The following is a 25837-nucleotide window of genomic DNA, read 5'->3' on the forward strand; positions in this document are numbered from 1 at the left end:
ACGGTAGGACCATCACGGAGCTGCAGGTAGGTTCGATTACGCAGAGGTGTGTAGGAGGTGTCCGGTAGGGCGTGCGACGTTTCCGTGTCGATGCGCTAACGGTTGACCTGCCAGGCCATCAGGTTGCGGCCCCGGTCGCCGTGTGGCGTGCCGGGGCCGATCCGGTTGGCTGCTACTTGGTCACGCTGACCCCATAAAAGGAGTTCAAGCCAAACGGGCTGATCTTGAAGTCCTGTACGGTGCTACGCATAGGTTGATACACCGTCGAGTGAGCGATGGGTGTCATCGGAACCTGTTCTTTGAGGATGTGTTGCGCTTGCTTGTACAGTTCGGTGCGCTTGGCCTGGTCGGAGGTGGCCTTGGCTTGCTTGACCAGGTCGTCGTACGGTTTGTAGCACCATTTGGAGAAGTTGTTGCCTTCCAGGGCGTCGCAGCCGAACAGGGTGCCCAGCCAGTTGTCCGGGTCACCGTTGTCGCCGCTCCAGCCAATCAGCATGGCGCCGTTCTCACCGCCTTTGGAGCGCTTGATGTACTCGCCCCACTCATAACTCATGATCTTGGCCTTGATGCCGACTTTGGCCCAGTCCGATTGCAGCATCTCGGCCATCAGTTTGGCGTTGGGGTTGTACGGCCGTTGTACCGGCATGGCCCACAGGTTGATCTCGGTGCCTTCCTTGATGCCGGCTTCCTTGAGCAGTTGCTTGGCCTTCTCCGGATCGTACTTGGCATCCTTGATGGTGGTGTCATAGGACCATTGGGTTGGCGGCATGGCGTTGACCGCCAGCTGGCCGGCGCCCTGGTACACCGACTGGATGATCTGCTGCTTGTTCACCGCCATGTCCAGGGCTTCGCGGACCTTGAGTTGGGCCATGGGGTTGGGCTCGGTGCTGCCCTTGATCTTGTCCATCACGTTGTAGGCGATGTAGCCAAGGTTGAAGCCGGCCTGGTTGGGCATCTTCAGGTTCGGGTCTGCCTTGAGCGGCTCGATGTCGGCCGGGCGCGGGAACAGGGTGACCTGGCACTCATTCTTCTTGAGCTTTTGCATGCGTACCGAGGCATCGGTGGTGATGGCGAAGATCAGGTTGTCGATCTTCACGTCCTCGGGTTTCCAGTAGTCCTTGTTGCCCTTGTAGCGGATCTGCGCGTCTTTCTGGTACTTGCTGAACACGAACGGGCCGGTGCCGATCGGCTTCTGGTTGATGTCGGCGGGCTTGCCCTGCTTGAGCAACTGGTCGGCGTATTCGGCGGACTGGATCGAGGCGAAGCTCATGGCCAGGTTCTGGATGAACGCGGCATCGACGCTGTTGAGGGTGAACTTGACGGTGTGCTCATCGAGCTTTTCGACCTTGGCGATGTTCTTGTCCATGCCCATGTCGGTGAAGTACGGGAACTCGGTCGGGTACGCCTTGCGGAACGGCATGTCCTTGTCGAGCATCCGATTGAAGGTGAACAGCACGTCGTCGGCGTTGAATTCACGCGTCGGCTTGAAGTAATCGGTGGTATGGAACTTGACCCCTTCACGCAGGTGGAAGGTATAGGTCAGGCCATCATCGGAAACATCCCAGCTGGTCGCCAGGCCCGGGATGACCGCAGTACCGCCACGCTCGAACTGGCTCAGGCGGTTGAAGAGCGTCTCGGCTGAGGCATCGAAGTCGGTTCCGGTGGTGTACTGGCCCGGGTCGAAGCCCGCAGGGCTGCCTTCGGAGCAAAACACCAGGTTAGTCGCCGCAAAGGCGGATGGGGCGCCAGCAAGCAAGCCTGCGCTGACCAGGAACGGAATGACCGCGTGTTTGAGCATGGTGGCCTCATTGTTGTCATTTTTGATTTGAGGGGGCCTTGTGAGCCGACCTGCGGATACTTATGCAGGCCCCATACCCAATGCAACACTCAAAGGGATGTGTCATGGCAAACAGTGGGACGAACGTACAGGAATGTCGCATTCGTATAATTTTTTACGAAGTTGATCGTTTGCGAGGGGTGTTTCAGCGTGTTTCTAAGACGTTATCTCTAGTTTGAGTCAGTCTGTGCACTAAATTTGTGCATGAGTTGCTACGGGTAACAGGGGGCGCGGCAGCCGAAGCTGCCGCGAAACAGCGCAAAAGTAACGTTGCTCAGGGCATCTGGACTTCAATGGTGCCGTCGGCGCTGATGTTGACCTCGCTGGTGCCGGCTTCGATTTCTGGCGCGGCGGCTGCGTCTTCGGCCATGCCGGCTTTCATCATCATTGGTGCGCTACGGGCATAAGGACGTGGGTAGCCGCTGCTGTTGAGGTTGAGGTTGACCACTTTGTAGCCTTTGCCGCCCAGTGCTTCGGTGGCCAGTTGGGCGCGGGCCTTGAAGGCGTTGACGGCGTCCTTGAGCAGTTCGTCTTCGCTGGTCTTGCGCGTGCTTGGAGCGATGGAGAAGTCCATGCCGCCCATTTTCAGGTCCTGCAGCAAGGTGCCGGTGAGTTGCGACAAGGCCGGAAAGTCGGCGCTTTCCAGGCGCAGCTCGGCGCGCTCGCGCCAGCCGGTGATCTTCTGGCCCTTGCTGTCGTAGATCGGGTAGCTGTTGCGGCTGCCCTGGCTGATCTTCACTTCCTTGACCTCACGCGCCTGTTTCACCGCCTTGTTCATGGTTTCGGTGATTTGCGTGGCCAGCTTGCCGGGGTCGGTATTCTGCGCTTCGCTGTACAGGGTCACGACCATCAGGTCGCGGGGCACTTCCTTGCTGACTTCGGCGCGCAGCGAAATCTGGTTGTAGCGCGGGGCTTCTTCAGCCAGGGCCGGAAGGCTGGCCAGCAAGCTGGTAGCCATGACCAGGGCGGCGCTGCTGCGGGTGATAGACATGTAGAACTCCTTGAAAATTGAAGCGTGGAGGTTGAAGGATCCAATCCACGTTGGCCAATGAGACTGGCAAAAGTGTAGTGAGGTTCAAAATGGCCATCATTGTTGTGTAAAAAAGTGTGGCGCTTTGCCGCATCACTGCAGACCAGGCCACAGCTTCGGTATACTCGCGACGATTCGCCTGGAGCACTCATCAGGAGAGCTCATGCTCGCCCCCGTTCAAATGTTGTCTGCAACCCGTCAGAACCTCTGGCGCCTGACCTTTATCCGTATTCTGGTGCTTGCCGCCCAGGCCGGCTCGGTCGGTGTTGCCTACTGGACCGAGCTGCTGCCGCTGCCGTGGCTGTCGCTGGTCATCACCCTTGGCCTGTCGATGCTGCTGTGCGCGTTCACGGCCTTGCGCCTGCGCCTGACCTTGCCGGTCACCGAACTCGAATATGCCTTCCAGCTGGCTTGCGATCTGCTGATCCACAGTGCCCTGCTGTATTACTCGGGAGGGTCGACCAACCCCTTCGTGTCCTATTACCTGGTGCCGCTGGCGATTGCCGCGGTGACCTTGCCCTGGGTCTACTCGCTGATTCTTTCCGGTATCGCCCTGGCGGCCTACAGCTTGCTGCTGGTGCAGTTCTATCCGTTGGAGACCTTTCCCATGGCCCGGGAAAAAATGCAGGTCTACGGCATGTGGTTGAGTATTGCCCTGGCCGCGGCGGTGATTACCTTCTTCGCCGCGAAGATGGCCGAAGAGCTGCGCCGTCAGGAGCAATTGCGCGCCGAACGCCGTGAAGAAGGCCTGCGTGACCAGCAACTGCTGGCCGTGGCCACCCAGGCCGCCGGTGCCGCCCACGAATTGGGCACGCCGCTGGCGACCATGAGCGTGCTGATCAAAGAGATGCGCCAGGATCACAGTGACCCGCTGCTGCAAGAAGACCTGGCGGTGTTGCAGGACCAGGTAAAACTGTGCAAAGAGACGCTGCAGAACCTGGTACGGGCTGCTGAAGCCAACCGGCGTCTGGCGGTCGAGAATCAGGAAGTGACCTTCTGGCTCGACGAGGCGCTCAATCGCTGGCACCTGATGCGTCCCGAGGCCAGCTACCGCTTCCAGCGCCTGGGCCAGGGCAGCGTGCCGCGCCTGGCGCCACCGCCGGACCTGACCCAGGCCCTGCTGAACCTGTTGAACAACGCCGCCGATGCCTGCCCGGATGACCTGGCAGTACGCCTGGACTGGGACGCCCAGGACATGGTGATCAGCATTCGTGACCATGGCCCGGGTGTGCCGGCGGCCATCGCCGAATCGATCGGTAAACCTTTCTTTACCACCAAGGGCAAAGGCTTCGGTCTGGGCCTGTTCTTGAGCAAGGCCAGCGTGACCCGTGCTGGCGGCTCGGTAAAACTCTATAGTCATGAAGAGGGCGGTACGCTCACCGAGCTACGCCTGCCGCGTGACGCGCGAGGAGATGTGTGATGAGTGATGAAATCCAGGTTGAAGGCGAAGAGCTGCCACACCTGCTGCTGGTTGATGACGACGCCACGTTTACCCGAGTGATGGCCCGGGCCATGAGTCGCCGCGGTTTTCGCGTAAGCACGGCTGGTTCTGCCGAAGAGGGCCTGAAAATCGCCCAGGACGACGTGCCTGACTACGCCACGCTGGACCTGAAAATGGACGGTGATTCGGGCTTGGTACTGCTGCCAAAATTGCTCGAGCTGGACCCGGAAATGCGCGTGGTGATCCTCACCGGTTACTCGAGCATCGCCACCGCAGTCGAGGCGATCAAGCGCGGTGCCTGCAACTACCTGTGCAAGCCGGCCGATGCCGACGATGTACTGGCCGCCTTGCTCTCCGAGCACGCCGACCTCGACAGCCTGGTACCGGAAAACCCGATGTCGGTCGACCGCCTGCAGTGGGAGCACATCCAGCGCGTGCTGACCGAGCACGAAGGCAATATCTCCGCTACGGCCCGAGCCCTGGGCATGCACCGGCGGACCTTGCAGCGCAAACTGCAAAAGCGCCCGGTTCGGCGCTAATCGCAAATCGCGGGGCAAGCCCGCTTCCACAGGATTTGTGCTGTCTCTGTGGGAGCGGGCTTGCCCCGCGATCAATCTACTTGCCGCCGAGGATCGTGCGATCCACGCGCACCGCCAACTGCCCGGCCCCAGGCGCGGCAGCAAACACCACCTTGCCCGTTTCAGCCAGCTTGGCCCGGCTGATCACCACGCCATCGCGCAGCAGTTCCAGGGGTACGTCCTTGAGTGACTGGCCCGACGCCAGTTCAATGTTCAGGGTAATGCTCATGGGTGATTTCCTTATCACTGGTGTTGATCGATATAGGTCGTGGTCGCCGCATCCAGCGAGGCGATCAGTTCCGGCGAGCCGCCGCGGAACTGGCGGAACAGGTTGCGTGCAACCGACTTGCCGGAAGTATCCAGCGGCACCGACAGGGTCGGCTGGAAGCGCTCGCTCAGTTCGGCATAGGCGCTCCACGGGCCGATGTATGACTCGTTCAGGCCGTTGACCACGCTGACGGCATAACGCACGGCATGGCCGGGCAGCCAGTTCGGCTGGCTAGGAGCCTGGGTTTGCCAGCCGTCGGCGTGAATGCTCGGGGCACCGGCAGGGGCTTCGAGATAGCCGGTGGGTTTGTTCGGGGTGTAGTCCTTGAGCAACAGGTAAGTGCTCCAGCCCCACCAATTGTCGATCTGTGCCGTGTCATTGAGGTTGTTGACGTCGGCGCGGCGCATCAGCTTGCCGTTGCGCAGGGCGAACAGCGGCGCAAAGTTGCCTGGCACCTGGCCCTGTACTGCCGCTTGCAGGTCGGCGGCGATGCGCAAGGCGCCATAAGCAGCGGCTGCAGGCAGGGCGCCGCTGTCGAAGGCCTGGAAGATCTCATCGGCAGACTTCTGTACTGCCAGGCCTACCTGCTTGCGGTTGGTCACGTCGATGCTGTCGAAGTAGCGCTTGTCGCCATAACCACGCCAGGTGTCGCCCTGGGCATTGCGTAGCACCAGGCCATATTTGCTGTCTTCGTCGTGCATGAAGCGCGAGATCAACGAGCCGAGGTCGGCCGGGGTGACGTTGTCCTTGATCGCTTTGCGCGGTACCCGCACATGGCCGGCCGAGAACAGGTCGGTGAGGAAGTGGTCGGCAAAGGCGTTCATTGCATAGGCCAGTTCCAGCTGTTGGTCATCGCCGCTGGCCCGTGCTTTCACGGCCTGGCGCAGGGCGGCGGTGTGCCCGGCGATATAGGCCATCAGTGCCCATTCGCCGAAGTGGTCCCAGTTGCTGGCGGCAAGCTTGAGGTAGCGGCCCAGCGGGAACATCGCCGAGACGACGCTGCCGCCGCCGGTGATCTTGTTCCACTCCTCCGAGAGGGTATCGCCCAGTTGGTCGTAGGCTTCGTGAGGCTGGCGGCCGTCTTTGATGGCCTGGTTGGCAGCGGTGATTTCGCGCTGCATGACCGCAAGGATTTCACCGGCTTCTGCCCGGGAGGCGGGCAATACGGCCAGCGTATCGAAGGCGGCGGCAAAGCGCTGGACGCGTTCTTCGGCAGTGGCGCCATCGGCAATCGGCCGCTCGGGAACGCCATAGAAATCGCCACCCAGGGCAACGATCTGGCCGTAGCTGAGGGTCAGGCCATTGGGCAGGTGCAGGGCCACTTGCCAGGCTGGGATCGGTGCGCCGTCCTGGCTGAAGCGCAGCAGGGTGTGGTCACCGATGGCGGTGTGTTCGCCGCCCTCGAAGCGCAGCACCGGTTCGCTGATTACGGGCGGCTTGGCGGCCAGGCCGAGGCGGTGGTACTTGATGGTGTGATGGCCGTCGAGTACCAGCACGATGCGGGTATCGGGGCCGGGAATCTTGATGCCGTCAACGCTGAACAGGGCATCGAGGTCGGCGACCAGGGTGGTGGCGAGCGCTTTTTGCGTGTGCAGTCCGGTTTGCATACCTGACATATTCAACTCCTTTGAGATGTCATGGATTCAAAATAACTGTATGTATGTACAGTTGTTTTGATCATATCCAAACCATTTCCCACGTCAACAGTTCTTTTTTCTTACGCTGAAATACGCTGCATCAAGGGGAGGCTGACGTATCATTAGCCGCCTAACGACAGCCATCGGGACCGTCCTGCATGCTCGCCCTTTTTATCCAGACGCTGAACATCACGGCGCCGGTGTTCGCCATGTTGTTCATGGGCGTGCTGCTCAAGCGCATCAAGGCCATCAACGACAGCTTCATTCACACCGCTTCGTCGCTGGTGTTCAACGTGTGCATGCCGGCGTTGCTGTTTCTGGGGATCTACCACGCCGACCTGAGTGCGGCAGTCAAACCCGGGCTGTTGGTGTTTTTCGTGGTCGCTACCCTGGGCGGTTTTGCCCTGGCCTGGGGCTTTGCCCTTTGGCGTTGCCCCCGGGAAGATCGCGGGATCTACACCCAGGGCGGCTTTCGCGGCAACAACGGGGTGATTGGCCTGGCGCTGGCCGCCAGCATATACGGTGACTACGGCATCTCGTTGGGGGCGATCCTCGCCGGCCTGGTGATCCTGCTGTACAACTCGCTGTCATCGGTGGTGCTGGCGGTGTACAGCCCGAGCATGAAGTCCGACCCCTGGAGCATCTTCAAGAGTATCCTGCGCAACCCGCTGATCATCAGCGTGCTGCTGGCCACGCCCATGGCCTACGGGCAAGTGCCACTGCCCAACTGGTTGCTGACCAGCGGTGACTACCTGGCGCAGATGACCCTGCCGCTGGCGTTGATCTGCATCGGCGGTACCCTGTCGCTGGCTTCGTTGCGCGAAAGTGGTGGCCTGGCGGTCAGTGCAAGCCTTGTGAAAATGCTCTGGCTGCCGGTGATCGGTACTCTGGCCGCCTGGCTTTGCGGCTTTCGCGGGGCGGAGCTGGGCATCCTGTTTTTGTACATCGGTAGCCCGACCGCCGCCGCCAGTTATGTCATGGCCCGGGCGGCCAACGGTAACCATGAGCTGGCCGCCTCGATCATCGTAATTACTACGCTGATGGCTGCCATAACCACGAATATCGGCATTTTCCTCTTGCAGTGGGGCGGCTGGATCTAGATTCTGTGCCGACAATAAAGCCAACACTGCCTTCCACCTTCAAGGACACTTCATGCAAGAACAGACCCCTCCGGAGCGATTACAGCGCGGGTTGAAAAATCGCCACATCCAGTTGATTGCCCTGGGTGGCGCCATCGGTACCGGCCTGTTTCTCGGCATTGCCCAGACCATTCAAATGGCCGGCCCGGCCGTATTGCTGGGCTATGCCATCGCCGGCCTGATGGCCTTCTTCATCATGCGCCAGTTGGGCGAGATGGTGGTCGATGAGCCGGTTGCCGGCAGCTTCAGCCACTTTGCCCACCGCTACTGGAACGAGTTCGCCGGTTTCGTCTCCGGCTGGAACTACTGGGTGGTCTATGTGCTGGTCGGCATGGCCGAGCTTACGGCTGTGGGCATCTATGTACAGTACTGGTGGCCGGACTTCCCGACCTGGGCGACGGCGGCGATCTTCTTCGTGGTGATCAACCTGATCAACCTCACCCAGGTGAAGGTCTATGGCGAGATGGAGTTCTGGTTCGCCCTGGTCAAGGTCATCGCCATTGTCAGCATGATCGGCTTCGGTGCCTGGCTACTGGCCAGCGGCAATGGTGGGCCGGACGCCAGCGTGGCCAACCTGTGGCAGTACGGTGGCTTCTTCCCCAATGGCTTCACCGGTTTGCTCATGGCCATGGCCGTGATCATGTTCTCCTTCGGTGGCCTGGAGCTGGTCGGTATTACCGCAGCCGAAGCCGACAACCCGCGCTACAGCATTCCGCGCGCCACCAACCAGGTGGTCTACCGTATCCTGATCTTCTACATCGGTGCCCTGGCAGTGCTGCTGTCGCTGTACCCGTGGCAGAAGGTGGTGCAGGGCGGCAGCCCGTTCGTGATGATCTTCCACAACCTGGACAGCAACCTGGTGGCGACCATCCTCAACGTGGTGGTGCTGACGGCGGCGCTGTCGGTGTACAACAGCTGCGTGTACTGCAACAGCCGCATGCTGTTCGGCCTGGCCAGCCAGGGCGATGCGCCGCGGGCCTTGCTCAAGGTCAACCGTCGCGGCGTGCCGCTGACTGCCCTGGGCGTTTCGGCGCTGGCGACCGGCCTGTGCGTGCTGATCAACTACCTGATGCCGGGCGAGGCCTTCGGCTTGCTGATGGCCCTGGCGGTGTCGGCGCTGGTGATCAACTGGGCGAGCATCAGCATCACCCACCTGAAGTTCCGCCGTGCCAAGCAGGCAACGGGCGAGTCGACCTTCTACAAGAGCTGGGGCCACCCGGTGACCAACTACCTGTGCCTGGCGTTCATCGGCCTGATCCTGGTGGTGATGTACCTGACCCCGCCGATCCGCATATCGGTGATGCTCATCCCGGCCTGGATCGCCACCCTGGGCGTGGCCTTCTGGCTGAAAAAGAAGAGCGCCAAGACCGCCGTCGTCAGCAACTGACGGCCTTGCCCGAAGTGATCGTTCAGCCCTGCGGGTAGCTGTCGATCACTTCCTGGGCGGCGCGAAAGGCATCGACCGCCGCCGGTACGCCGGCGTACACCGCGCAATGCAGCAGCGCCTCGCGAATCTCCTCCACCGTACAGCCATTGTTCAAGGCGCCACGCACGTGGCCCTTGAGCTCTTGCGGGCACTTGAGGGCGGTGAGGGCGGCGAGGGTGATCAGGCTGCGGGTTTTCAGCGGCAGGCCATCACGGCTCCAGACGCTGCCCCAGGCGTGTTGATTGACGAAGTCCTGCAGTGGTTGACTGAACTCGGTCGCGTTGTTCAGTGCGCGATCGACGAAGGCATCGCCCATGACCTGGCGGCGAACCTGTTCGCCGGTTTTGTTGTTGTCGCCCATGTTGTTTTCCTTAGTGTTGGCGGCGCCAGGCACGCAGGGTGGTGTACAGCAGCAACGCCCCCAGTGCTGGCAGTGCATAGAACAGCATCAGTTTTTCAAGCCGGCTGGCCAGCGGCATGCCGGTGGTGAAGGCGACCACGTGCAGGCCATAGGCCAGATACAGACCGAGGAATATCAGGCCTTCGGCGCGCGTCACCCGGTAGCCCGAGTAGAACACCGGCAAGGCCAGCACGGCGACGCCGAGCATTACCGGCAAGTCAAAAGCCAGGGCGTTGGGCGAGATCGACAGGGGTGCGGGGGCCACCAGCGCGGTCAGGCCGAGCACTGCCAGCAGGTTGAACAGGTTGCTGCCGATGACGTTGCCCACGGCGATTTCCCGCTCGCCGCGCAGGGCGGCGATCAGCGAGGTGGCCAGCTCCGGCAGGGAGGTACAGACGGCAACCACGGTCAGGCCGATGACCCGCTCCGACAGGCCCAGGTCCTGGGCCACCTCTACCGCTGCTTCCAGCAGCAGATGGCCGGCCACGCTGAGCAGGCCGAGCCCGGCCAGCATCATCAGCACGCTGACCAGCCAGAACCGGCCACCGCGCTGCGGGCGTGGGCCTGGCGCCGGGTAGGTACGGGCGTGGTGTCGGGATTGGTGCCAGAGGATCGCCAGATAGCCGAGCAGGCCGCACAGCAGCAAGGCACCCTCCAGGCGGCCAAGCAGTTCGTTGAGGGCCAGCAGGTACACCGCAAGGCTTGCGCCGATCATCAGCGGGATGTCCAGGCGCACCAATTGGCGCGAAACCCGCAGTGGGATGATCAGTGCGGCCAGGCCCAGGGTGACCAGGATGTTGAAGATGTTGCTGCCGATCACGCTGCCGACCGCGACATCCGGGGCGCCGGTGTAGGCTGCCTGCAGGCTGACGGTCAGTTGCGGAGCGCTGCTGCCGAATGCCACCAGACTCAGGCCGATGATCAGTGGCCGTACCTGCAGGCTGGCGGCCAGGCGCAAGGCGGCGCGTACCAGCAGTTCGGCGCCGGCAATCAGCAGCAGTAGGCCGATGCTCAGTTGCAGCAGGCTGAAAGTGGGTAAAGCGGCCAGGTCGAAAATGGTCGTGCTCCGGGGTCAGGTCAGTCGCTGAGACTTTGTACCCGTACGCGGGCGGTTCCGCTACGGATCATCCCGAGTTTTTCTGCGGCGGCGCGCGACAGGTCGATCAGCCGTCCACGGCTGTGTGGGCCGCGGTCGTTGATGCGGACCACGACACTGCGTTCGTTATTGAGGTTGGTGACCTTGACCCGCGTGCCGAAGGGCAGGCTGCGGTGGGCGGCGGTCATGCCGTGTTGATTGAAAGGCTCGCCACTGGCGGTGCGTTTGCCGTGGTGACGGGAGCCGTAATAGGAGGCGGTGCCGGACTTGTCATAGCCGCGGGGGTCGATAGCGTGGCTGGCGCAGCCGGCCAGCAGAGTGCAGAGCGCGAGTGCGCTGAAGGGACGCCACATGTGTGCAGATGCTCCGTGGGGTGGCTATCGCGGGGCAAGCCCGCTCCCACAAGCTGTGGGAGCGGGCTTGCCCCGCGATTAGCAGGCGACGCGATTACCCTTCGAGCTTGCTCTTGAGCAATTGGTTCACTTGCTGCGGGTTGGCCTTGCCCTTGGAGGCTTTCATGGCCTGGCCGACGAAGAAGCCGAACATCTTGCCGCGCTTGGCCTCATCGGCGGCGCGGTATTGCTCGACCTGCTCGGCGTTGGCGGCCAGCATTTCGTCCAGGACCTTCTCGATCGCACCGCTGTCGGTGACCTGTTTCAGGCCTTCGGCTTCGATGATCTGGTCGGCATCGCCGTCACCGGCGGCCATCTTCTCGAACACCACTTTGGCGATCTTGCCGCTGATGGTGTTGTCGAGGATGCGCTTGAGCATGCCGCCCAACTGCGCGGCACTGACCGGCGACTGGTCGATTTCCAGGCCCAGCTTGTTGAGCAGGCTGCCCAGCTCGACCATGACCCAGTTGGCGGCAAGCTTGGCATCGCCGCACACACCGACCACTTGTTCGAAGTAGTCGGCCTGCTCACGGCTGGTGGCCAGCACGTTGGCGTCGTAGGCCGACAGGCCGAACTGGCTCTGGAAACGTTCGCGTTTTTGCGGTGGCAGCTCTGGCAAAGTGGCGCGGATGTCTTCGAGGAAGTTGTTCTCGATGACCACCGGCAACAGGTCCGGGTCGGGGAAGTAACGGTAGTCGTTGGCTTCCTCCTTGCTGCGCATCGAACGGGTTTCGTCCTTGTTCGGGTCGTACAGGCGGGTTTCCTGGATGACCCGGCCGCCGTCTTCGATCAGCTCGATCTGGCGCTGCACTTCGGTGTTGATGGCGCGCTCGATGAAGCGGAACGAGTTGACGTTCTTGATCTCGCAGCGGGTGCCGAACTCGACCTGGCCTTTGGGACGTACCGAGACGTTGCAGTCGCAACGCAGCGAACCTTCGGCCATGTTGCCGTCGCAGATGCCCAGGTAGCGTACCAGGGCATGGATGGCCTTGACGTAGGCCACGGCCTCCTTGGCGTTGCGCATGTCCGGCTCGGAGACGATCTCCAGCAGTGGCGTGCCGGCGCGGTTGAGGTCGATGCCGGTGGAGCCGCTGAAGTCTTCGTGCAGGCTCTTGCCGGCGTCTTCTTCAAGGTGGGCACGGGTGATGCCGACACGCTTGACCGTACCGTCCTCGAGGGCGATGTCCAGATGGCCCTTGCCGACGATCGGCAGCTCCATCTGGCTGATCTGATAGCCCTTGGGCAGGTCAGGGTAGAAGTAGTTCTTGCGCGCGAACACGTTGTGCTGACCAATCTCGGCATCGATGGCCAGGCCGAACATGCAGGCCATGCGCACCGCTTCCTGGTTGAGCACTGGCAGCACGCCAGGCATCCCCAGGTCGATCAGGCTGGCCTGGGTGTTCGGCTCGGAGCCGAACGTGGTAGCGCTGCCGGAGAAAATCTTCGACTGGGTGGCGAGCTGGGTGTGAATCTCCAGCCCGATGACAACTTCCCATTGCATGTGGTGATCCCTCAGAAGCCGTTAGGTGCGCGAGTGTGCCAGTCAGTCACTTGCTGATAGCGGTGCGCGACGTTGAGCAGGCGGCCTTCGTGGAAATACGGGGCGAGCAATTGCACGCCAACCGGCAGACCATCGACGAAACCGGCCGGCATCGACAGGCCTGGCAGGCCGGCGAGGTTGGCGGTGATGGTGTAGACGTCTTCCAGGTACTCAGCGACCGGGTCGTTGTTCTTGGCGCCGATCTTCCAGGCCAGGTTTGGCGTGGTCGGGCCGAGGATCACGTCGACGTCGTTGAAGGCTGCCATGAAATCGTTCTTGATCAGGCGGCGGATTTTTTGCGCCTGCAGGTAATAGGCGTCGTAGTAACCGGCCGACAGGGCGTAGGCGCCGACCATGATCCGGCGTTGCACTTCGGGGCCGAAACCTTCGCCACGGGAGCGCTTGTACAGGTCGGTGAGGTCGACCGGGTTCTCGCAGCGGTAGCCAAAACGCACGCCGTCAAAGCGCGACAGGTTGGACGAGGCTTCGGCCGGGGCGATCACGTAGTAGGCCGGGATCGCGTGCTGCATGTTCGGCAGGCTGATTTCCTTGACCACCGCACCGAGCTTTTGCAGCTCCTTGACGCTGGCGTGGACCAGGTCGGCAATGCGTGGATCGAGGCCGGCACCGAAGTATTCCTTCGGCAGGCCGATGCGCAGGCCTTCGAGGGAGGCATTGAGGCCTGCGCTGTAGTCCGGCACCGGCTCGTCGACGCTGGTAGAGTCCTTGGCGTCGAAACCGGCCATGCCTTGCAGCAGCAGCGCGCAGTCTTCGGCGGTGCGCGCCAGTGGGCCACCCTGATCGAGGCTCGAGGCATAGGCGATCATGCCCCAGCGCGAAACGCGACCGTAGGTCGGTTTCAGGCCAGTGAGGCCCGTCAGTGCAGCCGGCTGGCGGATCGAGCCGCCGGTGTCGGTGGCAGTGGCCGCAGGCAGCAGCCGCGCGGCGACGGCGGCAGCTGAACCACCGGAGGAACCGCCGGGCACATGCTCGAAGCTCCACGGGTTTTTCACCGCGCCGTAGTAGCTGCTCTCGTTGGCCGAACCCATGGCGAATTCGTCCATGTTGGTCTTGCCCAGAGTGACAGTGCCGGCTTCGGCCAGCTTGCTGACCACGGTGGCGTCATACGGCGCCTTGAAGTTGTCGAGCATCTTCGAGCCGCAACTGGTGCGGATGCCCTGGGTGCAGAACAGGTCCTTGTGGCCGATCGGCGCGCCAAGCAGGGCGCCGCTCTCGCCGGCGGCGCGGCGGGCGTCGGCGGCACGGGCCTGGCTGATGGCCAGTTCCTCGGTGACGCTGATGAAACTGTTGATTTGCGGGTCGAGCTGGGTGATCCGCGCCAGCAGGGCACGGGTCAGCTCTTCGGAGGAAAACTTCTTGTCGGCGAGTCCGCGGGCGATCTCGGCCAGGGTCAATTGATGCATGGCAGGCTCTATTCCCTTACTCGATGACTTTCGGAACCAGGTACAGGCCGTTTTCCGTCGCCGGGGCGATGGCCTGGTAGCTGTCGCGATGGTTACTTTCTGTTACTACATCGGCGCGCAGGCGCTGAGTGGCTTCCAGAGGGTGGGCCAGTGGCTCGATGCCAGTGGTGTCGACCGCTTGCATCTGGTCGACCAGTCCCAGAATACTGTTCAGGGCATCGGTAGTGCGTGGCAGATCGCCTTCATTCAGGCCAAGTCGGGCCAGATGAGCGATCTTTTCCACGTCGCAGCGTTCAAGCGCCATGGGGATCTCCTGGAAAAACAGAAACGGATTTGCTCCGCGAAAAGGAACATGCTGGCAGTATTACGGTCATAAGGCCGCGATCATGTGCAGGCTTGCTCGGAAAAACAGCCAATTTAACATATTGGTGCCTTGCCCAAAATCCCCGCCGTTGTTAGAGTTTGCCGCACTTTTTTACCCACGCGTTGCCTAGGGTCACTTTCCCATGTTCAAGAAACTGCGTGGCATGTTTTCCAGCGATCTTTCCATCGACCTGGGCACTGCCAACACCCTTATTTACGTGCGTGAGCGCGGTATCGTCCTGAATGAGCCCTCGGTTGTGGCCATTCGCACTCACGGCAACCAGAAAAGTGTCGTCGCTGTCGGTACCGAAGCCAAGCGCATGCTGGGCCGTACGCCTGGCAACATTGCTGCCATTCGTCCGATGAAAGACGGCGTCATCGCCGATTTCAGCGTATGCGAAAAAATGCTGCAGTACTTCATCAACAAGGTTCACGAAAACAGCTTCCTGCAGCCAAGCCCGCGGGTACTGATCTGTGTGCCGTGCAAATCGACCCAGGTCGAGCGCCGCGCCATTCGTGAATCGGCGCTGGGCGCCGGCGCCCGTGAAGTGTTCCTGATCGAAGAGCCGATGGCCGCTGCCATCGGTGCCGGCCTGCCGGTCGAAGAGGCCCGTGGTTCGATGGTCGTCGATATCGGTGGTGGTACCACTGAAATCGCGCTGATCTCCCTGAACGGCGTGGTCTATGCCGAGTCCGTGCGGGTCGGTGGCGACCGTTTTGACGAAGCCATTGTCACCTATGTGCGCCGCAACTACGGCAGCCTGATTGGTGAGTCCACCGCCGAGCGCATCAAGCAGGAGATCGGTACCGCCTATCCTGGCGGCGAAGTGCGTGAAGTCGATGTTCGCGGTCGCAACCTGGCCGAGGGCGTGCCACGTGCCTTCACCCTGAACTCCAACGAAGTGCTCGAAGCACTGCAGGAATCCCTGGCGACCATCGTCCAGGCGGTCAAGAGCGCCCTGGAGCAATCGCCGCCAGAGCTGGCCTCGGACATCGCCGAGCGTGGCCTGGTGCTGACCGGTGGTGGTGCGCTGCTGCGTGACCTCGACAAACTGCTGGCCCAGGAAACCGGCCTGCCGGTAATCGTCGCCGAAGACCCGCTGACCTGCGTGGCCCGCGGTGGTGGCCGTGCCCTGGAAATGATGGACAAACACACCATGGACCTGCTCTCCAGCGAGTAAGCTTGGGTTTGCAGTTCACGCCGCCCGGTTTACAGGTAGTGCCCACAGTGCTACCTGTATGTGCTGGGCTGACGTCCGTGTGGGCGTCGTTTTCCGTCAATCCGCAAGCAGGCCGGTGCGTTGCCGTATGAATGACCTCTTGAATCGTCGTCCACGAGGAGCGGCCCATTAAACCGCTTTTCGCCAAGGGCCCTTCGCTGGGCGTACGCCTGCTCGTGCTGGTTGTGCTGTCGATCACCCTGATGGTGGTCGATGCGCGCTTTACCCTACTCAAGCCTTTTCGCAGTCAGATGGGCCTGGTGCTGATGCCGTCCTATCTGGTCACCGATCTGCCCCAGCGCCTGTGGCAGGGGGTTGCCAGCCAGTTTGGCAGCCGCACCGAACTTGCCGCCGAAAACGAGAAACTCAAGACCGAAGCCTTGCTGTTGCAAGGTCGCCTGCAGAAGCTGGCGGCCCTGACCGAGCAGAACGTGCGCCTGCGCGAGCTGCTCAACTCCTCGGCGCTGGTCAACGAGAAAGTCGAAGTTGCCGAACTGATCGGCGTCGACCCCAATCCTTTCACCCACCGGATCCTGATCAACAAAGGCGAGCGCGATGGCGTGGTCCTCGGTCAGCCGGTGCTCGACGCACGTGGCCTGATGGGCCAGGTGGTCGAACTGATGCCGTACACCGCTCGTGTATTGCTGCTCACCGACACGACCCACAGCATTCCGGTGCAGGTCAACCGCAACGGTCTGCGGGCGATTGCCAGTGGTACTGGCAACCCCGAGCGCCTCGAATTGCGCCACGTTGCCGACACCGCCGACATCAAGGAAGGCGACCTGCTGGTCAGCTCCGGCCTGGGCCAGCGTTTCCCGGCCGGCTACCCGGTGGCCACGGTCAAGGAAGTGATCCACGATTCCGGCCAGCCGTTTGCCATTGTCCGGGCGATCCCGACCGCAGCGCTCAACCGCAGCCGTTACCTGTTGCTGGTGTTCACCGACAGCCGATCACCCGAGCAGCGTGCCAGCGATGCCGCCATTGCCCAGGAAGAAGCTGATCGCCAGGGGCTACCGGGTGCTGCCAGCGGCGTTGCGCCTGCCACCGCACCGGCGCCGGCAGCGGGTGCAGCCGTACCACCAGCGGTTGCAGCGCCGGCCGCACCCGCTCCAGCCGCACCTGTTGCAACACCCGGTGCGCCGGTCATTTCCCGGGAGAGACACTGATGGTAAGCACCCGCAGCCGTAATGGCTGGGTCGTCTGGCTGAGCTTTGCGATCGGCATGCTGCTGAGCGTGTCGCCGATGCCAGCATTCGCCGAAGTATTCCGGCCGATGTGGCTGGCACTGCTGCTGGCGTTCTGGACCCTGGCCCTGCCGCACCGGGTGGGCATGACTACCGCGTTCATCCTGGGCCTGGCCGAGGATGTGCTGTACGGCACCTTGCTGGGGCAGAACGCCCTGGTGCTGACCCTGATCACCTTCCTGGTGCTGTCGTTGCAACAGCGCCTGCGCATGTTCCCGATGTGGCAGCAAAGCCTGGTGATCCTGGTGATCTTCGGTATCGCGCAGTTGATCCAGCTGTGGCTCAGCGCCCTGACCGGAAACCGCTTGCCGACCCTGGCGCTGATCTGGTCGGCGGTCATCAGTGCCTTGCTCTGGCCGTGGATCAGCTATGGCCTGCGCGGCCTGCGCCGACGCCTGAGCATCAACTGAGCACTTGCATTCGACGCTGACAGGGAGACGTCAAGATGACCCTGCTGTACCTGGCCTCTGGCTCGCCACGCCGCCGTGAGTTGCTGACCCAGATCGGTGTTGCCTTTACTTCGCTCAGCGCCGCGATCGACGAAACGCCCCTGGCCGCCGAGGCGGCCGAGGCTTATGTCGAGCGTCTGGCGCGGGAAAAGGCCGCCGCAGGCCTTGCCTCCTTACCTGTAGACACGGACCAGCTGCTGGCGGTGCTTGGCGCCGACACTGCAGTGGTGCTCGACGGTCGCATCCTCGGCAAACCGGAAAACCGCGAAGATGCCCTGGCCATGCTGGCGACGCTCTCAGGACGCGAGCATCAGGTACTGACCTCGGTAGCCGTGGCCGATCATCAGCGCTGTCTGAGCATCAATGTCAGCAGCCGCGTGCTGTTTCGTGCCATCAGTGCCGAGGAGGCTGAGGCTTACTGGGCTAGCGGCGAACCGGCCGACAAGGCTGGCAGCTACGCCATTCAGGGCCTGGGTGCGGTTTTCGTGGAGCGTCTTGAAGGCAGCTATTCCGCTGTAGTCGGCTTGCCGCTGAACGAAACCGCCAAGCTGCTCGGTCAATTCGGTATTCCCTGCTGGCAGCGCCTGCCGGCCCGTTGAGCGAGGATTAGGCCGAACCGCGCTAGCCAGTCGCCCGCGGGCGATCCATCATTACTGAAGTCCTTTGACGAGAGCCTGCCATGAGTGAAGAGATTCTGATCAACATCACACCGATGGAATCACGCGTGGCGGTGGTCGAAAACGGAGTGCTGCAGGAAGTGCACGTCGAGCGCACCCAGCGCCGCGGCATCGTCGGCAATATCTACAAAGGCAAGGTGGTGCGGGTGCTGCCGGGCATGCAGGCAGCGTTCGTCGACATTGGCCTGGACCGTGCCGCCTTCATTCATGCGTCGGAAATCTCGCTGCGCGAAGGCCAGGCAGTCGAGAGCATCAGCGCCCTGGTCCATGACGGGCAGAGCCTGGTGGTGCAGGTCACCAAGGACCCGATCGGCTCCAAGGGCGCGCGCCTGACCACCCAATTGTCGATCCCCTCCCGTTACCTGGTGTACATGCCGCGCACCAGCCATGTCGGCATTTCGCTGAAGATCGAAGATGAAGGCGAGCGTGAGCGCCTCAAGCAAGTGGTCACCGACTGCATCGCCCAGGAAAATATCCAGGAGGCTGGCGGTTTCATCCTGCGGACCGCCGCCGAAGGTGCCGGTGCCGATGAAATCCTCATGGACATCCGCTACCTGCGCAGGCTCTGGGAGCAGATCGGCACCCAGATCAAGACTGTCGGCGCGCCCACCGAAATCTATGAAGACCTCGGTCTTGCGTTGCGAACCCTGCGCGACCTGGTCAACCCGAAGATCGAAAAGATCCGCATCGACTCACGGGAAACCTTCCAGAAAACCACGCAGTTCGTCGCTGAACTGATGCCTGAACTTGCCGATCGTCTGGAACATTACCCGGGAGAGAGGCCGATCTTCGACCTCTATGGCGTCGAAGACGAAATTCAACGCGCCCTCGATCGCAAGGTGCCGCTCAAGTCCGGTGGCTACCTGGTTGTCGATCCGGCCGAAGCGATGACCACTATCGACGTCAACACCGGTGCCTTCGTCGGTCATCGCAACCTTGAAGAGACCATTTTCAAGACCAATCTGGAAGCGGCTACCGCCATTGCCCGGCAACTGCGCCTGCGCAACATCGGCGGGATCATCATCATCGACTTCATCGACATGGAGGACGAGGAGCACCAGCGTCAGGTACTGCGTACCCTGGAAAAGCAGCTGGAGCGCGATCACGCCAAGACCAACATCATCGGCATCACCGAGCTGGGCCTGGTGCAGATGACCCGCAAGCGCACCCGCGAAAGCCTCGAGCAGGTGTTGTGCGAGCCCTGTTTCTGCTGCCATGGGCGCGGCAAGCTGAAAACCCCTGAGACAGTCTGTTACGAGATTTTCCGCGAGATCCTCCGCGAAGCCCGTGCCTATCAGGCTGAAGGCTATAGAGTACTGGCCAACCAGAAAGTGGTAGACCGCCTGCTGGACGAAGAATCGGGCAATGTTGCCGAGCTTGAAGCATTCATCGGTCGAACCATTCGCTTCCAGGTCGAGTCCATGTACTCCCAGGAACAATACGATGTGGTGCTCCTCTGACGCGGTCTGACCCACAATCCGCACGGTCCGGGCTGGCAAAGTGCCGGGTTGCGGCCATAGTCAAGGCAGGACCTGGAGGGCCATTGGCATGCAACGACTGATGCGCGTTCTCGGCGCCTTGACCCGCTGGGGGCTGGGCGTCAGCGCCTTGCTGGCGATTGTGGTGGCGTTGTATGTCAGTCTCGGTCGGCAATTCATCCCGCTGGTGGCCGAGTATCGCGCCGAGGTCGAGGACAAGGCCGAGCAGGCCTTGGGCTTGCCGGTGCACATCGGCGCTCTGGAAGGGCACTGGAGCGGATTGGCGCCGATAGTGCGGGTCCGCGATATCCAGATCGGCGAAGGGCCCAGTGCCCTGCGCCTGGATGGCGTCAAGCTGGTACCCGACCTCTGGGCCAGCCTCACCGAGCGCCAGCCGCGCCTGGCCAACCTCGAAGTCGGCGGCCTGCAACTGAGCCTGCGCGAAGATGAGCGCGGTGCCTGGGCCCTTGAGGGTTTGCCGAAAAAGGACGATCAGCCACTGGATCCCGAGCAGTTGCTGACCCGCATGCAAGTCGTCTCCAGAGTCACGGTGGTCGACAGTCAGGTCACCCTGGAACCGTTCCAGCGCGAGCCGCTGACCCTTACCTACGTCAACCTGGGCTTGCAGACCGGCAGCGTGCGCCAGCGCCTGGATGCACGACTGACCTTGCCCGATGGCCAGCCGCTGGCGTTGAGCCTGCGCAGTCGTATTCGCCCCAGCCAGTGGCGCGACGGTGAGGTCGATGCCTACTTGAGCCTGCCGCAAAGCGACTGGGTGCGCTGGCTGCCGCCACGGCTGCTGGGTCAGTGGCAGGCCGCCGAACTGCGCGCAGGCGGCGAGTTCTGGGTGAACTGGGGCAAGGGCCAGTTGCAGGCTGCCACGGTTCGCCTCAACGCGCCGCAACTGCGTGGCAACTACACCGGACGCAAGCCGGTACAGGTCGACAACCTGGCACTCAATGCCTGGTTCGAGCGAGGTAAGCAGGGCATCGAGGTACAGGTCGACTCCCTGGCCATGAGCCTGGGCAAGACCCGCTGGGAGTCCCACCTGCAGCTCAGGCAGACGCTGGCTGGTGAGGCCGGCGAAGAGACCTGGGCCATTCAGGCCGACCGCCTGGACCTGACCCCGGTAACCCCGCTGATCGACGCACTGGCACCTCTGCCGGAAAAACTCATGGCGGTGGTCGATGGCCTCAAGGTCACGGGTGCGCTGCGCAACGTCAGCCTGCAGCTTCGCCCCCACGCTAGCGGTGACCAGCGCCTGAGCTTTGCCGCCAACCTTGAACGGGTCGGCTTTGATGCCTATCACGGTGCGCCGGCGGCCGGCAATGTCAGCGGCAGCATCAGCGGCGACCTTGGCCAGGGCGAATTGCGCCTGGATACCGACGCCTTCATGCTGCACCTGTACCCGATCTTCGAAAAACCCTGGCATTACCAGAAGGCCAACGCGCGCCTGACCTGGCGCCTGGACCAGGAAGGTTTCACCCTGATCGCGCCCTACCTCAAAGTGCTGGGTGAAGAGGGCAAGATCGCCGGGGATTTCCTCATCCGCCTGTTGTTCGATGAAACCCGCGAAGACTACATGGACCTGCGTGTCGGCCTGCTCGAGGGCGACGGACGCTATACCGCCAAGTACCTGCCCGAAGTCCTCAGCCCGGCGCTGGACCAGTGGCTGCGCACGGCAATCCTCAAGGGTGCGGTCGACGAAGGCTATTTCCAGTACCAGGGCTCGCTCAATCACGGTGCTGCCGAACAGGCCCGCAGTATCAGCCTGTTCTTCAAGGTTCACGACGCTGCGCTAGACTTCCAGCCCGGCTGGCCGCAGGTGCAGAAGGTCGCAGGTGATGTGTTTATCGACGACGATGGCGTGCGTATCAAAGCGCAAAGCGGGCAGTTGCTCACTACCCAGGTGCGTAACGTCGAGGTCAACATTCCCCATGTGGCTGCCGGTGAACACAATCATCTTTACCTGGACGGTGAGTTCGACGGCGGGCTTGGCGACGGCCTGAAGATTCTCCAAGATGCGCCCATCGGGACCGGGCCGATGTTCGCCGGCTGGGAGGGGGAGGGCAGCCTCAAGGGCAAGCTGAAGCTGGATATTCCCCTGACCAGAGGTCAGCAGCCCAAGGTGGTGGTCGATTTCGACACCCGCGATGCGCGGCTGAAAATTGCCGCTCCGGCCCTGGAATTGAACCAGCTCAAAGGTGACTTTCGCTTCGACTTCGACAAGGGCCTGAGTGGCGAGAACATCAGCGCGCGAGCATTCGACAAGCCGATCACGGCGCAGATAGTTGCCGAAGGAAAGCCCGGACAGTTGCAGACTCGGGTCAACGCCAAGGGCCAGATGCCGCTGAAGGCGCTGACCGACTGGCTGCAGCTCAAGCAAGCCCTGCCGCTGTCGGGTGAGTTGCCCTACCAGTTGCAGATCAGCCTGGGCAGCCGCGACAACCAGCTGACGGTCGACTCCAGCCTCAAGGGCCTGGCAGTCGACTTGCCGGCGCCTTTTGGCAAGGCTGCGAGCGAGAGCCGCAACAGCCAGTTCAGCATGAGCCTGCAGGGGCCGGAGCGGCGCTTCAACGTCACTTACGGCGATGTCGCCAAGGCGATCTATGCCGCGCCCATGGACAAGCTCGACCAGGGCCGTGGCGAAGTGCTGTTCGGCGCCGGCATGCCGCAGTTGCCCACCGGCCAGGGCCTGCGGGTACGCGGGCGCCTGGCGGAACTGGATCTGCAACCCTGGCAGAAACAGCTCGATCGCGTTGCCGGCAATGATCCGGGCGGCAGTGCCAAGCAGATGCTGCGTGGCGTCGACCTGAGTATCGGCAAGCTTCAGGGCTTCGGCCTGAACCTGGCCCAGGCAGTGGTGAGGGTGGACCGCGGCAGCAACCTGTGGGCCTTGCGCCTGGACAGCAAGGAAGTCATCGGTAACGCACGCATTCCGGATGCCAAGGGCGCGCCGATGGTGATCAACCTGCAGACCATTCATCTGCCGGCTGCCGACCCTGCAGAGGCGTCCTCGGATGATGGCCCGGACCCGATGGCTAGCATCGATCCGCGCAAGATTCCCGCCGTCGACCTGACCATCGACAAACTGTTCCGCGGTGACGACCCGCTTGGCAGCTGGGCGGTAAAAGTCCGCCCGACCGCCAAGGGCATTGCCCTCAACGACCTGGACGTCAGCGTCAAGGGCTTGCAGATCGATGGCAATGGCGGTTGGGAAGGTGCACCGGGAGCTAGCAGCAGTTGGTACAAGGGCCGCCTGGAAGGCAAGAACCTGGCCGACATCCTCAAGGCCTGGAACTTTGCCCCGACTGTCACCAGCCGTGATTTTCGCCTGGACGTCGATGGGCGCTGGCCCGGCTCACCGGCCTGGGTCGGGCTCAAGCGCTTTTCCGGCAGCCTCGACGCCGCCTTGCGCAAAGGTCAGTTCGTCGAGGTGGAAGGGGGGGCTCAGGCCCTGCGGGTATTTGGCCTGCTGAACTTCAACTCGATTGGCCGGCGCCTGCGCCTGGACTTCTCCGACCTGCTCGACAAGGGCTTGAGCTACGATCGGGTCAAGGGCCTGCTGGTGGCCAGCGAAGGGGTCTATGTCACCCGCGAACCGATCACCCTGACCGGCCCGTCAAGCAATCTTGAGCTCGACGGCACCCTGGACATGGTCCGTGACCGGGTCGATGCCAACCTGTTGGTGACCCTGCCGGTGACCAACAACCTGCCGATAGCTGCGTTGATCGTCGGTGCGCCGGCCATTGGCGGGGCGCTGTTCCTGGTCGATCGGTTGCTCGGTGATCGGGTGGCCCGTTACGCCAGTGTGCATTATCGCGTCGAGGGGCCGTGGAAAGAGCCTAAGATTAGCTTTATCAAACCTTTCGAAAAATCGCGCTAGGAGCGGGCATGAAGTCAGCGGTCATCCAGATGGTCAGCCAGAGCGACGTTCCGGCCAACCTGGAACGAGCCCGGCAGCTGCTCGAGCAGGCCGCCGAAGGTGGCGCCCGGCTGGCGGTGCTGCCGGAGAACTTCGCCGCGATGGGCCGGCGCGACGCCGCTGCAATCGGCCGGGACGAAGCCCTGGGCGAAGGTCCGATCCTGCCCTGGTTGAAACAGACCGCTCGCGACCTCAAGTTATGGATAGTGGCGGGTACCTTGCCGTTGCCGCCGGTCGGCCAGCCCGAGGCCAAGTCCCATGCCTGTTCGCTGTTGATCGACGAGCACGGCGAGCAGGTGGCACGTTACGACAAGCTGCACCTGTTCGATGTCGATGTCGCGGATAACCGCGGCCGCTATCGGGAATCGGACGACTATGCTCACGGCAGCCAGGTGGTGGTCGCTGATACTCCGGTCGGGCGTTTGGGCCTGAGCGTGTGTTATGACCTGCGCTTCCCTGAGCTGTACAGCGCCCTGCGCGAGGCCGGGGCCGAACTGATCAGCGCGCCATCGGCCTTTACCGCAGTGACCGGTGCGGCGCACTGGGAGGTGTTGATCAGGGCGCGGGCCATCGAAACTCAATGCTACCTCCTGGCCGCAGCCCAGGGCGGTACGCACCCGGGGCCACGGGAAACCTATGGTCATGCGGCGATCATCGACCCTTGGGGGCGGATCGTCGCCGAACAGGACAATGGCGAAGCCGTGCTGCTAAGCGAGCGCGACAGCAGCGAACAGGCGTCCATCCGGGCGCGGATGCCGGTGACCTTGCACCGGCGCTTTTTCTCGCAGGACGCTTTGCGGCCTGCGCACACCTCGGAGTGACTATGAGCGAGATGTTATCCACTGTCAGCGAACACCTGCTGGCGCCGGGCGGCCTGACCCTCGACAGCCTGCAATCAGTGCTGGGCGAGCTGGCCGGGCCAGGCATCGATGCCGCCGACCTGTACTTCCAGGGGCAGATTTCCGAATCCTGGGCGCTGGAAGACGGCATCGTCAAAGAAGGCAGCTTCAACCTCGACCAGGGCGTGGGCGTGCGTGCCCAGTCCGGTGAGAAGACCGGTTTTGCCTACAGCAATGCCATCAACCTTGAAGCGCTGACCTCGGCGGCCCGTGCGGCGCGCTCTATTTCCCGCGCCGGGCAGAACGGCAGCGTGCAGGCGTTCAAAACCCAGGATATCGCCCAACTTTATGCCCCCGGCAATCCGCTGGACGTGCTGAGCCGTGCCGAAAAGGTCGAGCTGCTCAAGCGTGTCGACGCCGCCACGCGCAAGCTTGATTCACGCATCCAGCAAGTCACCGTGAGCATGGCGGGGGTCTGGGAGCGGATCCTGATCGCCGCCGCCGATGGCAGCCTGGCGGCTGACATTCGCCCGCTGGTGCGTTTCAGCGTCAGCGTCATCGTCGAGCACAACGGCCGGCGTGAGCGCGGCGGGCATGGCGGTGGCGGGCGTACCGACTACCGCTATTTCACCGACGAGCGAGTCATGGGCTTTGCCCGTGAAGCGCTGCGCCAGGCGCTGGTCAACCTTGAAGCCATTCCGGCGCCGGCCGGTACCTTGCCGGTGGTGCTGGGTTCAGGCTGGTCCGGAGTATTGCTGCATGAGGCGGTTGGCCATGGCCTGGAAGGTGATTTCAACCGCAAGGGCAGTTCCGCCTACAGCGGCCACCTGGGTGAGAAGGTGGCTTCAAGCCTGTGCACCATCGTCGATGATGGCACTCTGGAGGGGCGTCGCGGTTCCCTGAGCGTCGACGACGAAGGTACCCCGACCGAGTGCACCACGCTGATCGAAAACGGCATCCTCAAGGGCTACATGCAGGACAAGCTCAACGCACGCCTGATGGGCATGGCAGTCACCGGTAACGGGCGTCGCGAGTCCTACGCGCACCTGCCCATGCCACGCATGACCAATACCTACATGCGAGCCGGCGAGAGTGATCCGGAAGAAATCATCAAATCGGTCAAGCGCGGTATCTACTGTGCCAACCTGGGGGGTGGCCAGGTGGACATCACCAGTGGCAAGTTCGTCTTCTCCACCAGTGAGGCGTACCTGATCGAAGACGGCAAGATCACCGCTCCCGTCAAGGGTGCGACCTTGATTGGCAATGGCCCGGAGGCTATGAGCAAGGTATCGATGGTCGGCAACGACCTGTCGCTGGACAGCGGTGTCGGTACCTGCGGCAAGGATGGCCAGTCGGTGCCGGTGGGCGTGGGCCAACCGACCCTGAAGATCGATGCGATCACCGTTGGTGGCACGGGCGCATGAAGGTGAAACC

22 protein-coding genes are annotated in these 25837 nt (G+C 62.5%); 12 read left to right on the forward strand and 10 right to left on the reverse strand.

From position 1 onward, the window contains the following. Window positions 1–172 precede the first annotated feature (172 nt). Window positions 173–1798 (reverse strand): ABC transporter substrate-binding protein, encoded by a 1626-nt coding sequence (locus EXN22_RS06270; RefSeq protein ID WP_130263244.1) that lies wholly within the window; start codon window positions 1796–1798, stop codon window positions 173–175. Window positions 1799–2111: 313 nt separating this feature from the next. Then, window positions 2112–2828, reverse strand: coding sequence for an SIMPL domain-containing protein (locus tag EXN22_RS06275; RefSeq protein ID WP_130263245.1), 717 nt, complete (start codon window positions 2826–2828; stop codon window positions 2112–2114). Between the two features lie 202 nt (window positions 2829–3030). Between EXN22_RS06275 and EXN22_RS06280 the strand changes: the two genes are divergently transcribed. Beyond that, on the forward strand, window positions 3031–4287 hold the full coding sequence (locus EXN22_RS06280; protein ID WP_130263246.1) for an ATP-binding protein: 1257 nt from the start codon (window positions 3031–3033) through the stop codon (window positions 4285–4287). Beyond that, complete coding sequence (locus EXN22_RS06285) at window positions 4287–4847, forward strand: response regulator transcription factor (protein ID WP_010223415.1); 561 nt, start codon at window positions 4287–4289, stop codon at window positions 4845–4847. Before EXN22_RS06280 ends, EXN22_RS06285 begins: the two co-directional genes overlap by 1 nt. Window positions 4848–4923: 76 nt before the next feature. Here EXN22_RS06285 and EXN22_RS06290 read toward each other — a convergent pair whose 3' ends face one another. Continuing rightward, window positions 4924–5115 (reverse strand): hypothetical protein, encoded by a 192-nt coding sequence (locus tag EXN22_RS06290; protein WP_130263247.1) that lies wholly within the window; start codon window positions 5113–5115, stop codon window positions 4924–4926. Between the two features lie 14 nt (window positions 5116–5129). Next, window positions 5130–6770: a phospholipase gene (locus EXN22_RS06295; protein WP_130263248.1), complete on the reverse strand. Its 1641-nt coding sequence runs from the start codon at window positions 6768–6770 to the stop codon at window positions 5130–5132. A gap of 179 nt (window positions 6771–6949) precedes the next feature. On the opposite strand from EXN22_RS06295, the gene EXN22_RS06300 reads away from it, so the two are divergent. Both EXN22_RS06300 and EXN22_RS06305 read left to right on the forward strand, forming a co-directional pair. Further along, on the forward strand, window positions 6950–7891 hold the full coding sequence (locus tag EXN22_RS06300; protein ID WP_130263249.1) for an AEC family transporter: 942 nt from the start codon (window positions 6950–6952) through the stop codon (window positions 7889–7891). A gap of 52 nt (window positions 7892–7943) precedes the next feature. After that, complete coding sequence (locus EXN22_RS06305) at window positions 7944–9317, forward strand: amino acid permease (RefSeq protein WP_130263250.1); 1374 nt, start codon at window positions 7944–7946, stop codon at window positions 9315–9317. A 22-nt stretch (window positions 9318–9339) separates the two neighbouring features. Here EXN22_RS06305 and EXN22_RS06310 read toward each other — a convergent pair whose 3' ends face one another. The 6 genes from EXN22_RS06310 to gatC form a co-directional block, all read right to left on the reverse strand. After that, a complete protein-coding gene (locus tag EXN22_RS06310) occupies window positions 9340–9717 on the reverse strand; it encodes a carboxymuconolactone decarboxylase family protein (RefSeq protein WP_130263251.1) in 378 nt (125 codons plus the stop codon). A 10-nt stretch (window positions 9718–9727) separates the two neighbouring features. After that, window positions 9728–10771 carry a calcium/sodium antiporter gene (locus tag EXN22_RS06315; RefSeq protein ID WP_130263252.1) on the reverse strand — a complete coding sequence of 348 codons (1044 nt, stop codon included), beginning with the start codon at window positions 10769–10771 and terminating at the stop codon, window positions 9728–9730. Window positions 10772–10833: 62 nt separating this feature from the next. Continuing rightward, on the reverse strand, window positions 10834–11205 hold the full coding sequence (locus tag EXN22_RS06320; protein WP_130263253.1) for a septal ring lytic transglycosylase RlpA family protein: 372 nt from the start codon (window positions 11203–11205) through the stop codon (window positions 10834–10836). Window positions 11206–11299: 94 nt separating this feature from the next. Further along, window positions 11300–12745: an Asp-tRNA(Asn)/Glu-tRNA(Gln) amidotransferase subunit GatB gene (gene gatB, locus EXN22_RS06325; RefSeq protein ID WP_130263254.1), complete on the reverse strand. Its 1446-nt coding sequence runs from the start codon at window positions 12743–12745 to the stop codon at window positions 11300–11302. Window positions 12746–12756: 11 nt separating this feature from the next. Continuing rightward, window positions 12757–14208, reverse strand: coding sequence for an Asp-tRNA(Asn)/Glu-tRNA(Gln) amidotransferase subunit GatA (gene gatA, locus EXN22_RS06330; protein ID WP_130263255.1), 1452 nt, complete (start codon window positions 14206–14208; stop codon window positions 12757–12759). 16 nt (window positions 14209–14224) lie between these two features. Next, window positions 14225–14512 carry an Asp-tRNA(Asn)/Glu-tRNA(Gln) amidotransferase subunit GatC gene (gatC, locus tag EXN22_RS06335; RefSeq protein WP_130263256.1) on the reverse strand — a complete coding sequence of 96 codons (288 nt, stop codon included), beginning with the start codon at window positions 14510–14512 and terminating at the stop codon, window positions 14225–14227. 202 nt (window positions 14513–14714) lie between these two features. Here gatC and mreB point away from each other — a divergent pair, with 202 nt between their 5' ends. From mreB to tldD, 8 genes are all read left to right on the forward strand, one after another. Further along, window positions 14715–15752, forward strand: a complete 1038-nt coding sequence (gene mreB, locus EXN22_RS06340) for a rod shape-determining protein MreB (RefSeq protein ID WP_008371426.1) — start codon at window positions 14715–14717, stop codon at window positions 15750–15752. Window positions 15753–15967: 215 nt separating this feature from the next. After that, complete coding sequence (gene mreC / locus EXN22_RS06345; RefSeq protein WP_407691945.1) at window positions 15968–16957, forward strand: rod shape-determining protein MreC; 990 nt, start codon at window positions 15968–15970, stop codon at window positions 16955–16957. Then, window positions 16957–17445, forward strand: coding sequence for a rod shape-determining protein MreD (gene mreD / locus EXN22_RS06350; RefSeq protein WP_130263258.1), 489 nt, complete (start codon window positions 16957–16959; stop codon window positions 17443–17445). The genes mreC and mreD overlap by 1 nt, the downstream gene beginning before the upstream one ends. Before the next feature lie 35 nt (window positions 17446–17480). Then, entirely contained in the window at window positions 17481–18083 is a 603-nt protein-coding gene (locus EXN22_RS06355; protein WP_130263259.1) for a Maf family protein, read from the forward strand. Window positions 18084–18163: 80 nt separating this feature from the next. After that, the gene (gene rng / locus EXN22_RS06360) at window positions 18164–19621 is read left to right on the forward strand and encodes a ribonuclease G (RefSeq protein ID WP_130263260.1); all 1458 of its coding nucleotides are present in this window, start codon (window positions 18164–18166) and stop codon (window positions 19619–19621) included. An 88-nt stretch (window positions 19622–19709) separates the two neighbouring features. Beyond that, a complete protein-coding gene (locus tag EXN22_RS06365; RefSeq protein WP_130263261.1) occupies window positions 19710–23525 on the forward strand; it encodes a YhdP family protein in 3816 nt (1271 codons plus the stop codon). 8 nt (window positions 23526–23533) lie between these two features. Beyond that, on the forward strand, window positions 23534–24385 hold the full coding sequence (locus EXN22_RS06370; RefSeq protein WP_130263262.1) for a carbon-nitrogen hydrolase family protein: 852 nt from the start codon (window positions 23534–23536) through the stop codon (window positions 24383–24385). Window positions 24386–24387: 2 nt separating this feature from the next. Next, window positions 24388–25827, forward strand: coding sequence for a metalloprotease TldD (gene tldD / locus EXN22_RS06375; protein WP_130263263.1), 1440 nt, complete (start codon window positions 24388–24390; stop codon window positions 25825–25827). The last annotated feature ends 10 nt before the right edge of the window (window positions 25828–25837 follow it).

This window comes from Pseudomonas tructae, from assembly GCF_004214895.1.
Lineage (GTDB): Bacteria > Pseudomonadota > Gammaproteobacteria > Pseudomonadales > Pseudomonadaceae > Aquipseudomonas > Aquipseudomonas tructae.